The 13,070-nt window shown below is 69.4% G+C and carries 11 protein-coding genes; 6 read left to right on the top strand and 5 right to left on the bottom strand.

Features of this window, described 5'->3' with window-relative positions:
* Positions 1-6 precede the first annotated feature (6 nt).
* Genes ODJ79_RS22045 through ODJ79_RS22035 form a run of 3 tightly spaced genes read left to right on the top strand, consistent with a single transcriptional unit; the run spans position 7 to position 3,413 of the window.
* The gene (locus ODJ79_RS22045) at positions 7-1,098 is read left to right on the top strand and encodes a DegT/DnrJ/EryC1/StrS family aminotransferase (protein ID WP_263025423.1); all 1,092 of its coding nucleotides are present in this window, start codon (positions 7-9) and stop codon (positions 1,096-1,098) included.
* A gap of 12 nt (positions 1,099-1,110) precedes the next feature.
* Positions 1,111-2,367 carry an MFS transporter gene (locus ODJ79_RS22040; RefSeq protein ID WP_263025422.1) on the top strand — a complete coding sequence of 419 codons (1,257 nt, stop codon included), beginning with the start codon at positions 1,111-1,113 and terminating at the stop codon, positions 2,365-2,367.
* Positions 2,364-3,413 (top strand): hypothetical protein, encoded by a 1,050-nt coding sequence (locus tag ODJ79_RS22035; RefSeq protein ID WP_263025421.1) that lies wholly within the window; start codon positions 2,364-2,366, stop codon positions 3,411-3,413. The genes ODJ79_RS22040 and ODJ79_RS22035 overlap by 4 nt, the downstream gene beginning before the upstream one ends.
* Positions 3,414-3,480: 67 nt before the next feature.
* On the opposite strand, the gene wecB is transcribed toward ODJ79_RS22035, so the two are convergent.
* The 5 genes from wecB to ODJ79_RS22010 form a co-directional block, all read right to left on the bottom strand.
* Positions 3,481-4,602, bottom strand: a complete 1,122-nt coding sequence (gene wecB, locus ODJ79_RS22030; RefSeq protein WP_263025420.1) for a non-hydrolyzing UDP-N-acetylglucosamine 2-epimerase — start codon at positions 4,600-4,602, stop codon at positions 3,481-3,483.
* A 2-nt stretch (positions 4,603-4,604) separates the two neighbouring features.
* A complete protein-coding gene (locus ODJ79_RS22025; protein ID WP_263025419.1) occupies positions 4,605-5,861 on the bottom strand; it encodes a nucleotide sugar dehydrogenase in 1,257 nt (418 codons plus the stop codon).
* A 13-nt stretch (positions 5,862-5,874) separates the two neighbouring features.
* Positions 5,875-6,675, bottom strand: a complete 801-nt coding sequence (locus tag ODJ79_RS22020) for a WecB/TagA/CpsF family glycosyltransferase (RefSeq protein ID WP_263025418.1) — start codon at positions 6,673-6,675, stop codon at positions 5,875-5,877.
* Positions 6,676-6,682: 7 nt separating this feature from the next.
* On the bottom strand, positions 6,683-7,855 hold the full coding sequence (locus tag ODJ79_RS22015) for a pectate lyase (RefSeq protein WP_263025417.1): 1,173 nt from the start codon (positions 7,853-7,855) through the stop codon (positions 6,683-6,685).
* Between the two features lie 461 nt (positions 7,856-8,316).
* Complete coding sequence (locus tag ODJ79_RS22010) at positions 8,317-8,982, bottom strand: hypothetical protein (RefSeq protein WP_263025416.1); 666 nt, start codon at positions 8,980-8,982, stop codon at positions 8,317-8,319.
* Positions 8,983-9,244: 262 nt separating this feature from the next.
* Here ODJ79_RS22010 and ODJ79_RS22005 point away from each other — a divergent pair, with 262 nt between their 5' ends.
* The 3 genes from ODJ79_RS22005 to ODJ79_RS21995 are packed head-to-tail and all read left to right on the top strand — an operon-like array spanning position 9,245 to position 13,069.
* Positions 9,245-10,210, top strand: a complete 966-nt coding sequence (locus ODJ79_RS22005) for a hypothetical protein (RefSeq protein ID WP_263025415.1) — start codon at positions 9,245-9,247, stop codon at positions 10,208-10,210.
* Positions 10,152-11,609: an O-antigen ligase family protein gene (locus tag ODJ79_RS22000; protein ID WP_263025414.1), complete on the top strand. Its 1,458-nt coding sequence runs from the start codon at positions 10,152-10,154 to the stop codon at positions 11,607-11,609. The genes ODJ79_RS22005 and ODJ79_RS22000 overlap by 59 nt, the downstream gene beginning before the upstream one ends.
* Entirely contained in the window at positions 11,606-13,069 is a 1,464-nt protein-coding gene (locus tag ODJ79_RS21995; protein ID WP_263025413.1) for an oligosaccharide flippase family protein, read from the top strand. The genes ODJ79_RS22000 and ODJ79_RS21995 overlap by 4 nt, the downstream gene beginning before the upstream one ends.
* The last annotated feature ends 1 nt before the right edge of the window (position 13,070 follow it).

The following is a 13,070-nucleotide window of genomic DNA, read 5'->3' as shown; positions in this document are numbered from 1 at the left end:
CGAACCATGACCCGAATCCCGCTCGTCGACCTGGCCGCCGCCCACGCGGAGGTGGCCGAGGAGGTCGAGACCGGCTTCAAGCGTGTCATCGCCGAGACCGCATTCATCGGCGGCGCCGAGGTGGCCGCGTTCGAGCAGGAGTACGCCGCGTTCTCCGGCGTGCCGCACTGCATCGGCGTCGCCAACGGCACCGACGCGCTCGAGCTCGCGTTCCGCGCGGTCGGCGTCGGCCCGGGCACCGAGGTGATCCTCCCGGCCAACACGTTCATCGCGACCGCCGAGGCGGTCGCGCGCACGGGCGGCAGCGTCGTGCTGGTCGACTGCGACCCTCGCACGTACCTCATCGATGTCGAGGCCGCGCTCGCGGCCGTCACGCCGGCCACCCGCGCGATCGCGCCGGTGCACCTCTACGGCCAGATGGCGCCGGTCGAGCAGCTGAAGGCCGGCCTGGCCGGCCGGGACATCGCCATCGTCGAGGACGCCGCGCAGTCGCAGGGCGCCAAGCGGCACGGCCTCGGCGCCGGTGTCGACGGCATCGCCGCGACCAGCTTCTACCCCGGCAAGAACCTCGGCGCGTACGGCGACGCCGGCGCTGTCGTGACGGCGAACGAGCAGTGGGCCGACACCGTCCGCACGCTGGGCAGCCACGGGGGGCTCAAGAAGTACCACCACGACCTGATCGGGGTGAACAGCCGCCTCGACGGGCTGCAGGCGGTCGTGCTGCGCGCCAAGCTGGCCCGCCTCGACGACTGGAACGCCCGCCGCCGCGCCGCCGCCGCCCGCTACGAGGAGCTGCTCGCCGGACTCGACGTCGTCACCCCGGTGACCCTCGACGGCAACGAGCACGTCTGGCACATCTACTGCGTGCGCGTCCCGCGCCGCGACGAGGTGCTGGCCAAGCTCAACGCCGCCGGCATCGGCGCGGGCATCCACTACCCGTTCCCGATCCACCGGACCGGGGCCTTCGGCTACCTGGGCGGCTCGTTCCCGAACGCGGAGCGGACCGCGCCGGAGATCATGTCCCTGCCGATCTACCCGCAGATCACCCCGTCACAGCAGGCGGCGGTCGTCGAGGCCCTCGCGACCGCACTAAGGTAACCGAAGGCACCTATGTACCTGTCCCTGAAAGACCGACCGGGCGATGCCGGCACCGCCCAGCGGCTGAAATCGGTCGCCGTCCCGGCCACCGTGGTGATGCTGGGCGCGGTCAGCCTGCTGACCGACGTGTCCAGCGAGATGGTGAACGCCGTCCTGCCCATGTACCTGACCGCCAAGGTCGGGCTGGGCCTGCTGGCGTACGGCTTCATCGACGGTCTCTATCAGGGAGTCAGTGCTTTCCTGCGCATCGCCGGCGGGTACCTGGGCGACCGGGTTCGCCGGCCCAAATGGGTGGCGGCGGCAGGCTACGGTGCCAGCGCGGTCAGCCGGATCCTCATGCTGCCGGCCACCGGCCTGCTGACCATCACCGGCGTCGTCACCATGGACCGGCTGGGCAAGGGACTGCGCACCGCACCACGGGACTCGATGATCGCCGAGTCGACCGAGCCGGACCAGCTCGGCCGCTCGTTCGGGGTGCATCGCGCGATGGACACCGTCGGGGCCGCCATCGGGCCGCTGGTCGCCTTCGGCATCCTGCTGTGGGTGCCGGACAGCTACAACTCGATCTTCGTCGTTTCGTTCGCGTTCGCCGTCGTGGGTGTCGCCGTGCTTCTGCTGTTGGTGCCGGACGTGCGCACCCGTGCTGTTACGGGGGCGAAGAGCCGGGCTGCCATCCTCAAGGCCGCCGTGGCCCCCGGGCTGCGCAAACCGCTGGTGGCTTTCGGTCTGCTCAGCCTGCTCACCGTCGGGGACGGCTTCCTCTACCTGTCGCTCCAGCAGCGTGACCAGCTTGCGGTCGAGGTGTTCCCGCTGCTGTACGTCGGCACCAATGTCGCCTTCCTGGCGCTGGCCGTGCCCCTCGGCCGGCTCGCCGACCGGATCGGGCGAGGCAGGGTGCTGGTCGGTGGCCACGTGGCGCTGCTCATCGCCTATCTCTGCGCAGGCGGGCCGCTGATCGGTCCGGCGATGACCATAAGCACCCTGGTGTTCCTGGGAGTCTTCTACGCCAGCACCGACGGCGTGCTTTCCGCCCTCGTCAGCCGGATCGCTCCGGCAGAGGGCCGGGGGAGTGCCATCGCCGCCGCGCAGACCGTGGTGGTTCTGGCCCGGTTCGGTGCCTCGGTAGCGTTCGGCGGCCTGTGGGTGTTGATAGGCCCGGAAAAGGGGTTGCTGGCCGCGGCGGTCGCCCTGCTCGCTATGCTGCCGGTGGCGGCGTGGCTGCTGCGCGAGCGGCGGCCGGCCACGCAGCAGCTAGGAGCCACTCAATGACCGAAGAAGCCTCGTCGCCGGCTGGAACCCGCAGCCGGTGGCGGCTCCTCGCGCTTGTCGTGATCGTGGTGGCGGCCCTGGTTGGTTCGTTCGTGTTCGTGCAGCACGCCCGCAACCGGCAGGAGAAGGCGGCGGAGGCGCCGCCGGTGAACCCGGTCAGTGCGGACCTGGCCGCCGTGGAGGCGGTCCCGCACATCGTCTTCCGGAACACCACGCAAGGTCAGGGATACGGCCGGGTGGCGGTAGTGCCCATCACCGCACCGGCCGGTCCGCGCGCGCTGACCCCGGCGACCTGCGATCGGGTGTACGCGACGGCGAAGGAGAGCATCTGCCTCTACGCCAAGACCGGCATTGTCACTTCATACCATGCCACGCTGCTGGGCCAGGACTGGTCACCGATCCGCGAGCTACCGCTGTCCGGCATCCCGAGCCGGACCCGCCTCTCGCGTGATTCGACCCTGAGCGCCACGACGACCTTCGTCTACGGCCACAGCTACGCCTCCCCGGGGCAGTTCTCCACCGCGACGCTGATCAACCGCACCGACGGCAGCCATACCGACAACGTGGAGAAGTTCACGCTGCTGGTCGACGGCAAGGAGATCACCGCGTCGGACCGGAACGTCTGGGGCGTGACCTTCACCCCGGACGACGACCATTTCTTCGCCACGGCGGCTTCTGGTGGCAAGACCTGGCTGGTGTCCGGCAGCATCGCCGAGCGCAAGCTCGTGGCGCTGCGGCAGGATGCGGAGTGCCCTTCGCTGTCGCCGGACGGTACGAAAGTCGCCTTCAAGACACGCGACGGGCAGCCGCCCGGGAACTGGCGGGTCGCGGTCTACGACCTGAAGACCCACACGGCCGTGAAACTGGCGGAGACGCGCAGCGTCGACGACCAGGTCGAGTGGCTGGACGACAAGCAGATCATGTACGGACTGCCGCGCGGGGGCGAGGGCGCCAGCGCCACGGACGTCTGGCTGACCAACGCGGACGGTTCGGGGAAGCCGAAGATGTTCATCGCGGACGCTTGGTCGCCGGCTGTCGTGCGCTGACACGTTCCGTCGCCTCGACATGAGAAACGCCCGGCTGGGAAACCCAGCCGGGCGTTTCATTCGTTTGTCAGGCGGCGATGGATTCCCGCGAGTCGGTGGGCCGCAGCCGCACCGGCGCCTCCAGATAGGCCAGGATGGCATCGGCGACCCGCGCACCCGCGTGTCCGTCCCAGAGCGACGGTGCTCGCTTGGGGGGCGGGTCGGCGAGCACCTTGCGGGCGGTGGACACGATGCGCTCCGGATCGCGCCCGACGAGGAGATTGGTGCCCTCGGTGATGGTGATCGGCCGCTCGGTCGAGTCCCGCATGGTCAGACACGGCACCCCGAGTGCGGTGGTCTCCTCCTGCACGCCGCCGGAGTCGGTCAGCACCAGCCGCGCTGATGCCTGCAACGCGATGAAGTCGAGGTAGCCGGCCGGCGGCACCAGCCGGATACCGTCCGGCAGCCCCACCTCCTCCAGCCGGGTGGCAGTGCGCGGGTGCACCGGCAGGACCACCGGCAACTCCCGGGCGATTTGGCCGAGCGCGTTCAGCAGCCCGGTGAGCATGCCGGCGTCGTCGACGTTGGCCGGCCGGTGCATGGTCGCCAGCGCGTATTCGCCCGGGACCAGCCCGTGCCGGTGCAGCACGTCCGAGGCGAGCGCCCGGTCGAGGTTCGCGTACAACGTATCGATCATGACGTTGCCGGCCAGATGGATCTGATCGTCGTGGTAGCCCTCGGCGCGCAGGTTGTCCACGCCGTCCGGGGACGGTGCGAACAACAGCTCGCTGAGCCGGTCGGTGACGACCCGGTTGACCTCCTCCGGCATGCCCCAGTCGCGGCTGCGCAGGCCGGCCTCGACGTGTGCGACGGGCACCCCGGCCTTGGCCGACACCAGCGCGCACGCCAGCGTCGAGGTGACATCGCCGACCACCACGACCGCGTCCGGCCGGAGCTCGTCGACGAGCGGCTCGAACGCCGTCATCACCCGGGCGGTCTGCTCGGCGTGGGTGCCCGACCCGGTGCCGAGGTGCCGGTCCGGCGGCCGGAGGCCGAGATCGGCGAAGAAGACGTCGTTCATCGCGGCGTCGTAGTGCTGTCCGGTATGGACCAGGACCACCTCGGCGCCGCGCGCCTCGAGGGCGTCCATCACCGGTTTGACCTTCATGAAGTTCGGCCGCGCCCCGGCCACGCAGATGATCCGCGGCATGGTCAGATCACCTCGACGGTGGGGCCGGCGGTCAGTCGGCGGCGGGTGTCGAGGACGCAACGCGATTCGGCCGCGATGAGGTCGTAGTCGAATGCGTCGTGGTCGGCCAGTAGCACGACGGCGTCGGCGGCCCGCAGTTCCTCGGCATCTGCCTTGACCATGGTGAGGTCGGAGGCGCCGTGCACGGCCTCGACCACATGTGGGTCGGCGACCCGGACCTCGGCTCCCATCTGGCGCAGCAGTTGCACCACGCGGACCGCTGGTGACTCTCGAGCGTCGCCGGTGTTCTTCTTGTATGCGAGGCCGAGCAGCAGGATGCGGCTGCCGGCGACCGAGCGGCGGCGGCGGTTGAGGGCCTCGATGAGCCGGCGTACGACGTAGTCGGGCATGTGGTTGTTGATGTCGTTGGCCAGGTCGACGAAGCGGAAACTCTGTCCCAGGGCGCGTTGCACCCGCCAGGACAGGTAGGACGGGTCGATCGGCAGGCAGTGGCCACCGACGCCCGGTCCCGGGGTGAACCGCATGAAGCCGAACGGCTTGCTGGTCGCCGCGTCGATGGCCTGCCACACGTCGATGCCGAGGTCGTGCGAGATCATCGCGATCTCGTTGACGAGTGCGATGTTGACGTGCCGGAAGGTGTTCTCGATGAGCTTGGCCAGTTCGGCTGCGCGCGTGGAGGGGACGCTGACGGTGGTGTCCACGACGGTTTCGTAGAAGGCCTTGACCCTGGCCAGGGATTCCTCGTTGATGCCCGACACGATCTTCGGGGTGTTCACGACGTTCCAGGTGGGGTTGCCCGGATCGATCCGCTCGGGGCTGAAGCCGAGGTGGAAGTCGACGCCGGCGGTGAGCCCGGACTTCTCCAGCAGCGGGCGGACCACCTCGTCGGTGGTGCCCGGGTACGTGGTCGACTCGAGGATCACCGTGGCGCCCGGCCGCAGGTGCGAGGCCAGCAGCTCGGTGCTCGCCTCGACGTAGGACAGGTCGGGTGCTCCGTCGCGCAGCGGGGTCGGCACCGTGATGACCGCGATGTCGTACTCGGCGCAGTCGGCGGGGTCGGTGCTGGCCCGGTATCGGCCGCTGTCGAGCACGGCGCGCAGGCGCTCCGCGGTGATGTCCTCGACGTACGACTCGCCCGCGGCGAGCAGACCGATCCGGACGGTGTCGACGTCGTAGCCGACGACATCGTGGCCGACCTCGGCGGCGCGGACGGCCAGCGGCAGTCCGACGTAGCCCTGTCCGGCGATGACGACGCGCATGTGTGCAGTCTCCTTAGTTGCTTTCGCCGGTCTTCGCGGCTGCGGAGCGGAAGGATCGGACCCATTCGCCGGCGACCAGGCCGACGAACGCTACGTTGGTGGTCAGGTACCGCTTGCCGAGCCGGCGCGGCTCCTGAAGAGCGCGGTAGAGCCACTCGCACCCCAACTGCTGCCAGACCCGCGGAGCGCGCTTGACGACGCCGGCGAGCACGTCGAACGAGCCGCCTACGCCGTGCACCACCTTGGCGCCCGTACGGGCTCCGTGGGTGGCCACGAAGACCTCCTTCTTCGGCGAGGTCATGCCGAGGAAGAGCAGATCGGCGCCGCTGCCCCGGATCGCCTCGGCGACGGAGACGGCCTCGTCGTCGGCGTAGTAGCCGTGGTGGCTGCCGGCGATGCGCAGGGCGGGGTGCTGCACTCGGATGCGCGTGATCATGCGCTCGAGCACCTCCGGCTTGGCGCCCAGGAAGTACACGGAGCGGCCCTGTTGCTCGGCCATGTAGAGCAGGCGCTGGAACAGGTCGATGCCGGCGACCCGCTCGGGCAGCGGCCGGCGCAGCGCCCGGCTGGCCCACACCACGGACTGCCCGTCGGCGACGATCACGTCACAGCCGTTGACCGCATCGCGCAGCGCCGGGTCGCGTCGCATCTTCACGATCTTTGCGGCGTTGACCACGCCTACTTCGAGAAGTTCGCCTGTTTCGACAGCACCCATGCACAGCTGTACGGTTTCGCCCAGGGTGATCGCATCGAGCGGGACGCCGAACAGGTCCTGCTTCGGCCGGCTCGGAGTGTAGAGGTCGTTCTCCGCCACGCCCGGCTCACCGTCCACTGTGCTGCGCGGGAAGCTCCGCGAGCCAGGCGTAGTACAGCCAGCCGAATTCGTACGGGCGGCATTCCTGGTCGAGGTCCCCGGGCCGGTAGATGCTGTCGAGGATCGGCAGGCGCAAACCGGATCGTGCGCGGGTGGTCAGGGTGTGCAATCCGCGGACCACCTTGCGGGGGTCGCCGCGATAGACCTTGCGAACGGTCAGGCCCTCCTCGTCGAGGAGCATCGGATCGCCGCCGCGGCGGGGGCCGAGCTCGGCCGGGCCGAGCAGCCAGCGCAAGCCCTTGCGGATCGGTTCGGCGTAGTCGCCGCCGCCGGCGTCGGTGAGGTCGTTCAGCGCCATCGGGCCCATCGCGTGCTGGTGCACGGAGTAGACCGGGTAGCCCTCGACGACGTCGCCGGTGCGGGCGTCGTAGAACCACCACCACTGACCGTCCGGTCCCTGCAGCCGGCAGATCTGCTCGGCGGTGGTACGCGCGGCCGCCAGCGCCTGCGGGTCGTCGCCGGATCGATGCAGCCGGGCCAATGCCTGGATCGGGTACACCTGGTCGGCGAAGCAGGACACGTGGTCGCGGTACGACTTCACCAGACCCGGTCCGGTCACGTGCGGGAAGAGCGGGCTGCCGGGGTGCGCGCTGTCGAGCAGCCGCGTGCGGGCCGCAGTCAGGTGCTCTTCCACGTCGAGATGGGCGCGCGCAGCGGCCAGGGCCGAGACGACCCAGGCGCACTCAACCACGTACTCCGGTGCGGTGCGACGGTCGAACTCGGTGAGCCGGCGGATCGCGTCCGGCAGGAGCGGGTGACCCGCCTCGGCCGCCGCCCAAGCGATCAGCGCGATGTCGCCGAGATTGGTGCTTGCGGCCTGCCGCTTGACGAGTAGGGCGATGAAGTCGTCCAGTGAGTGTCCGCCGAGCAGGGGCGGCTGCTGCTCGGCCGGAAGCCAGCGTACCCCGAGCGCCACGATGGCGGCGTACCGGAGACTGGTGCCCGACAAACGGGTGGCGACGTGATCACGGTCAGTGGTGAAGATCCGCGTGAACGCGAACTCGTCGGTCTCCGCCCGGAACATCTTGGGCAGTCCGCGCGAGGCGAGGGACATGAGACGGTCGGTGAGCTCGGTTGTCTCGCCGTCGAGATGGGCGTATCTCGCAGGTCGTGGCGTCATGTCGTCCTTCCGGAGGGAGGGGGCGGCGGCGCCCGAAAAGGACAGCCGCGGTTGCGGCGACCTCGGCAGGCGGCATCGGCGGCGTGACCGGACTCCCGAGCAGCCGGCTCGCCGTAGCGCGGCTCCTCAGTCGGGAGCAACCTACTGAGGAGCGTCGGGTCACCGGAAGCTGTGACGCCTTGCCGACATTTAGATATGTCTGATTCGCGTGATCGATTCCGATAGCTCCGTCCGACCGGACGTCCCCCAAATCGCCGTAAAGTATGGGGTCTGCCATCCGAGGGGGCTGCCGCGTCGGTGCGGTGGGCGGATGCGGCGGCGTGACCGAGATAACCGGCCGGGGGCGCGGGGAAGGGTGTCGGCGCCGTGGCCGCGGCGGGCGCCTGCGCCGGGCGTACCGGAAGGCCGGTGTTCCCGGCGATGGCGCGAGGAAGCCGGTGTGCCGGCGCGCGCGTCGGACGTCAGCGCGCGGCCGCGGCGGGTGCCTGCGGCGACGGCGCGAGGAACTCGGTGTGCCGGCGGCGCCGGACGAGGAATTCGTCGAGCCAGAGCGCGAGGGCCACCGACAGGCCCGTGCCGAGCAGCAGTACGCCGGCCAGTGCCCGGGTCCGGGAGTTCGGCAGCTTGTTCGCGGTCGGCTCGGCCAGCATCGAGATGGTGATCCGTTCGCGCGCCGCGACGTTCCACTCGTCCTGCAGCGCGTTGAGCTCACGGGTGAAGGCGGTGGTGATGGTCGCCAGGGAGCGCATCGCGCTCTGCTCGTCGGGCTCGGTCACGGTCACCTGGACAGACGCGATCAGGTACTCCGGGGTCTGCCGGGTGCCGCTGTTGCGCGGAGTCAGCACGTACGGCCCGTGGACGCCGGCCGCGCGAAGGGCGTCCTCGCCGCTCGAGCTGGACAAACGCTGGGCCACGCCGGCCGAGAACGTCGCCACCGACGGTCGCAGGCTCGCCAGCTGGTTCGGAATGTCCGGAGTCTGCGGCGGACGCACCGCGAACACCTCCACGGCGCGGTACGCCACGGGAGGCTGGGCCGCCCAGTAGCCGGCCCCGAGGGTGATGAGGAAACCGCAGGCCAACACCCACCAGCGCCGCGTGACAGCGCGGATAACGTCTGGAAGAAACACGATGCCTCCCTCCGTGGCGACAGGTCCACGGGCGCCGCTAGTATCGCGGCCGTCGAGGCCGGATCATATCTTCCCCGCCAGGTTCGCCAGACATGGCTCTTCGTTCGGTCGGCGAGGGACGGAAGACGGAATTTAGACAAAAACGGGGGGTGGTAGCCTCCGGCGGACACCTTGTATTTTGGTGTTCGCGGGTGGCTCCAAACCCCTTCGTCAGCTAGGAAATTCCGGGCGACTTCGGTCATTCGGGAGCAATGGAGAGGGTATGGATCTCGGCGAGATTCTCCGCGTGATGCGGAAACGCTGGTACCTGATGGCACCCATCATGGTCCTCACCGTGGCGCTGACCGCTCTTGCGTACTTTCTGCTCCCGACGAAGTACGAGTCGACGAGCACGGTCAGCCTGCTGACAGCCGAGCGCGCGTCGATCATCAGCAAGAGCGGCAACACCAACCCGTACCTGACCTTCGACACGTCGCTGGTCGCCACGGCCGACTTCCTTTCCCGGAGCCTGTCGTCCAAGGGCGCCCAGGAGGATCTGAAGAAGCTCGGGGTCGGTCAGGAGTACACGGTCGCTCTGGCCGACAACGCGCAGGGCCCGTTCATCACCATCACCGTCGACGGCAACAATGAGTCCCAGGTTCTGCACTCGACGACGGTTCTGACCGACTATGCCGGCCAGAAGCTCGAGGAGATCCAGAAGGCCAGCGGAGTGAAGCCGGAGGACATGATCCGGCTCACCACGATCGTCCCGCCGCAGACACCGGACGCACTGATCAAGAACAAACTTCAGGTGGTCATTGCGATCGCCGGCGCCGGCACGGCGGCGGCCTTCATGCTGACCTTCGTCACCGAGGGCCTCGCTCGATCCCGTCATGCGGCCGGCTCGGCCGGCAGACCGGCGCTCGCCAGCGTGCGGTCGACGGTGTCGGGCCCGCCGCCGGTGCCGGCCCAGCAGAACGGCTCGGCCGTCGAGTCCGATCGCACGGTCGTCATCAAGGTTCCCCCGAAGTCGCGGACGCCGGCACCGCATCTGGAGGAAACCCAACTCATCATCGGCAGCACGGACCGCGTGGGCGCCAAGACGCCGGTCGGCAACCGCCTGGGCGACGGACCCATGTCCTCGGCCGCGGTCTACCGCTCCAACGCCACCAACGGGAAGTCTCAGGACGATGTCGAAAGATCTCGCGAAGGCGACGACTCGAGAGGCAAGCGCAGGACAGGCGCTTGACCAGACCGTGGTGGTGCGGACCGAGCCGCGACGATCGGCAGCCCTCCAGCGGGTAACAGCGCGGGCCCGGGTCCGCACGGGGGGTGTCAACCCGGCGACGATCCTGACCGTTTACGTCGTTCTGCTCATGCTGGTGCCGTCCCGGCTCGTCGTCGGTGGTCTCGGTGCCGTCGGCACCATGGCCACGATCTGGGCGCTGGTGGGACTGCTCTGGATCGCGGGGAGCTGGTTCACCCGCCGGATTCAGCCGCTGCCCGGGTCCCGGGTGCCCCGGCTGGTCATGGTGCCGCTCGCCGTCGCGGTCATGGTGGCCTATGTCGCCTGCGGCCGGCGCGACGCGTCGGCGCTGGAGGTCAACGCGGCCGACCGCGGTGTCATCCTGCTTGCGGCCTGGTGGGGCATCGTGCTCATCGGCTCGGCGGTCGACGATCTGGCCCGGCTGAAGAAGTTGCTGCGGGTGCTGGTGCGCTGTGCCACGGTGGCCGCGGTCATCGGCATCGCCGAGTTCTTCCTGCACCGTGATCTGCTCGGCTGGCTGGTGATCCCGGGGCTGCAGTCGAACGCGGCCACCGACGCGGTGATGACCCGCGGCGCGTTCACCCGGCCCACCTCGACCGCCATCCACCCGCTCGAGCTGGCGACCACGCTCGCGATGATCCTGCCGTTCGCGCTGCAGCAGGCCTTCGACCCGGCGACCAAGGGCGGGGTCGTCCGCCGGTGGGCCCCGGTGGCGTTGATCGCCGTTGCCTCGCTGGCCACCGTGTCCCGCTCCGCCGTGATCGGCATCGTGCTGGTCTTCCTGGTTCTCTATCCGACCTGGAGTTCGAAGCGCCGCTGGCCCGCGGTCGGCTTCCTGATCGTCGCTCTGGGCGGCCTGAAGGTGGCCATTCCCGGCTTCCTCAGCACGATCACCTCCATGTTCACCGCGTGGTTCAACGGCACGGACACGAGCACCCAGGCGCGCGTCATGGACTACCAGGACGTCTTCGGGTACGTCGCGCAGCGGCCCTGGTCCGGCATGGGTTTCGGTTCGTTCCTGCCGGCCATCTACCGCTACACCGACAACATGTACCTTCTCGCCCTCGTGGAAATGGGGATCATCGGGGTGGCTGCACTGCTGGTGCTGTTCATCGCGATGATTCACAACGGTGGCGCGGCCCGGCGTCGGCTCACCGATCCGGCCGACCGCGAGTTGGCACTCTCGTTCGTGGCCGCCGGCGTGGTCGTGCTGATCTGCACCGCCACCTTCGACACTCTCAGCTTCCCCATGGTGTCGGGGTTGTTCTTCCTGCTCCTCGGGCTGTCCGGCGCGCTCAGTGGCCTGTCCGCGCAGCAGCTGACGGCCGAGGGACAGATGCTTCTGATCAGCAAACAGGCCAGCGAAGAGGTCGTGGTTTGAACAACTTACCCGCCAAGGTCGCGTCCGCAGCCCGGTGGAGCGTCCTGAACACGGTGGTGGTCCGGATCGGCAACTTCGCCACCGGCGTCATCCTTGCCCGCTACTTCCTCTCCCCGTACGACTTCGGCCTGTACGCGGTCGGTGCGGTGATGCTTGCGGTGCTGCTGAGCGCCAACGAGATGGGCGTGAGTCTGGCCATCGTCCGCTGGGAAGGCGACGTACGCCGGTTCGCCCCGACCGTCCTGACCCTGTCCACGGCATCCAGTCTGCTGCTGTATGTCGCGCTTTGGGTCTGCGCTCCCTGGGCCGCGTCGGCGCTCGGCTCGCCGGCCGCGATCGACGTACTCCGAGTCCTGTGCCTCACCGTGGTCATCGACGGCATCGCGTGCGTGCCGGCCGGCCTGCTGACCCGCGAGTTCCGGCAGGGCGCTCGGATGATCATCGACCTACTGATCTTCGTGGTCAGCACGGGCGTAACCATGGCGCTGGCCGTCGCCGGCTTCGGTGCGATGAGCTTTGCCTGGGGCGCCGTCGCCGGCAATATGGTCGGACTGATCGCCACCGCGGTCGCTGCGCCAGGCATGCTGCGTTTCGGCTGGCACCGAGAGATCGCAAAGCGGTTGCTTCGCTTCGGTCTCCCGTTGGCCGGCGCGAGCCTGCTCGTGCTGGCCATGGTCAACGTCGATTCGCTCGTGGTCGGCGCCGCGCTCGGCCCGGCAGCACTCGGTTTCTACCAGATCGCGTCGAACATGGCGGGATGGCCGGTTCGCACGATCTCCGAGGCGGCCCGCCGCGTCTCCTTCGCGGGCTTCTCCCGCGTGGCGGAGGGCGGCCAATCGATGGCCGACGGCTACACCCGGGCCCTGGGAGTCTTGATGAGTGTCGCGGTGCCGGCCTGTGTCCTGCTCGGCACGCTGGCCGAGCCGCTGATCCGAGCCGTGTACGGGGAGCAGTGGACACCCGCGGCTGCCGCCCTGCGCTTCCTTGCAGCGCTCGGCCTCATCCGAGTGGCCTACGAGCTGACCTATGACTGCCTGGTCGCGGCCGGGCACCGGAAACTGCTGATGGGTGTCCAAGCGATCTGGCTGGCCACCCTGGTGCCGGTGCTGATCCTGATGGTGCACCCGTTCGGGATCGCCGGTGTGGCGTCGGGCCACGTGCTGGTCGGTGTCCTGGTGGTCATACCGATCTTCGGCTGGGCGCTGGCCCGGGCCGGCATCGCCCCGCGGGCCATCGCTCGCCAGGTGGGGCGGCCGTTCCTCGGCGGCATTGCGGTCGCCTTGACCGGATGGCTCGTGTTCCACGTGGTGGGTCGTGGCCTCCTCGGCCTGGCCGTCGCCGGGATCGCGTCTCTCGTCGTCTATGTGCCGTTCATCCTCCCGCTGCTGCGCTCGACGCGGCCGTCCCGCCCGCCGGAGCCGGAGCCGGTGCTGGCCGTCGCGGAACAGGTGGTTGGCTGAC

This window comes from Actinoplanes sp. KI2 (assembly GCF_025630775.1).
Classification (GTDB): domain Bacteria; phylum Actinomycetota; class Actinomycetes; order Mycobacteriales; family Micromonosporaceae; genus Actinoplanes.
Note: the sequence above shows the minus strand (reverse complement) of the source record. Positions and strands in the feature narration are given on the sequence as shown.

What these genes read in the sequence shown, in the direction of transcription:
- ODJ79_RS22035 (WP_263025421.1), top strand. Translation starts at nt 2,364, where the DNA reads ATGACCGAAGAAGCCTCGTCGCCGGCTGGAACCCGCAGCCGGTGGCGG.
- ODJ79_RS22005 (WP_263025415.1), top strand. Translation starts at nt 9,245, where the DNA reads ATGGATCTCGGCGAGATTCTCCGCGTGATGCGGAAACGCTGGTACCTG.
- ODJ79_RS22045 (WP_263025423.1), top strand. Translation starts at nt 7, where the DNA reads ATGACCCGAATCCCGCTCGTCGACCTGGCCGCCGCCCACGCGGAGGTG.
- ODJ79_RS22000 (WP_263025414.1), top strand. Translation starts at nt 10,152, where the DNA reads ATGTCGAAAGATCTCGCGAAGGCGACGACTCGAGAGGCAAGCGCAGGA.
- ODJ79_RS22025 (WP_263025419.1), bottom strand. Translation starts at nt 5,861, where the DNA reads ATGCGCGTCGTCATCGCCGGACAGGGCTACGTCGGACTGCCGCTGGCC.
- ODJ79_RS22015 (WP_263025417.1), bottom strand. Translation starts at nt 7,855, where the DNA reads ATGACGCCACGACCTGCGAGATACGCCCATCTCGACGGCGAGACAACC.
- wecB (WP_263025420.1), bottom strand. Translation starts at nt 4,602, where the DNA reads ATGCCGCGGATCATCTGCGTGGCCGGGGCGCGGCCGAACTTCATGAAG.
- ODJ79_RS22040 (WP_263025422.1), top strand. Translation starts at nt 1,111, where the DNA reads ATGTACCTGTCCCTGAAAGACCGACCGGGCGATGCCGGCACCGCCCAG.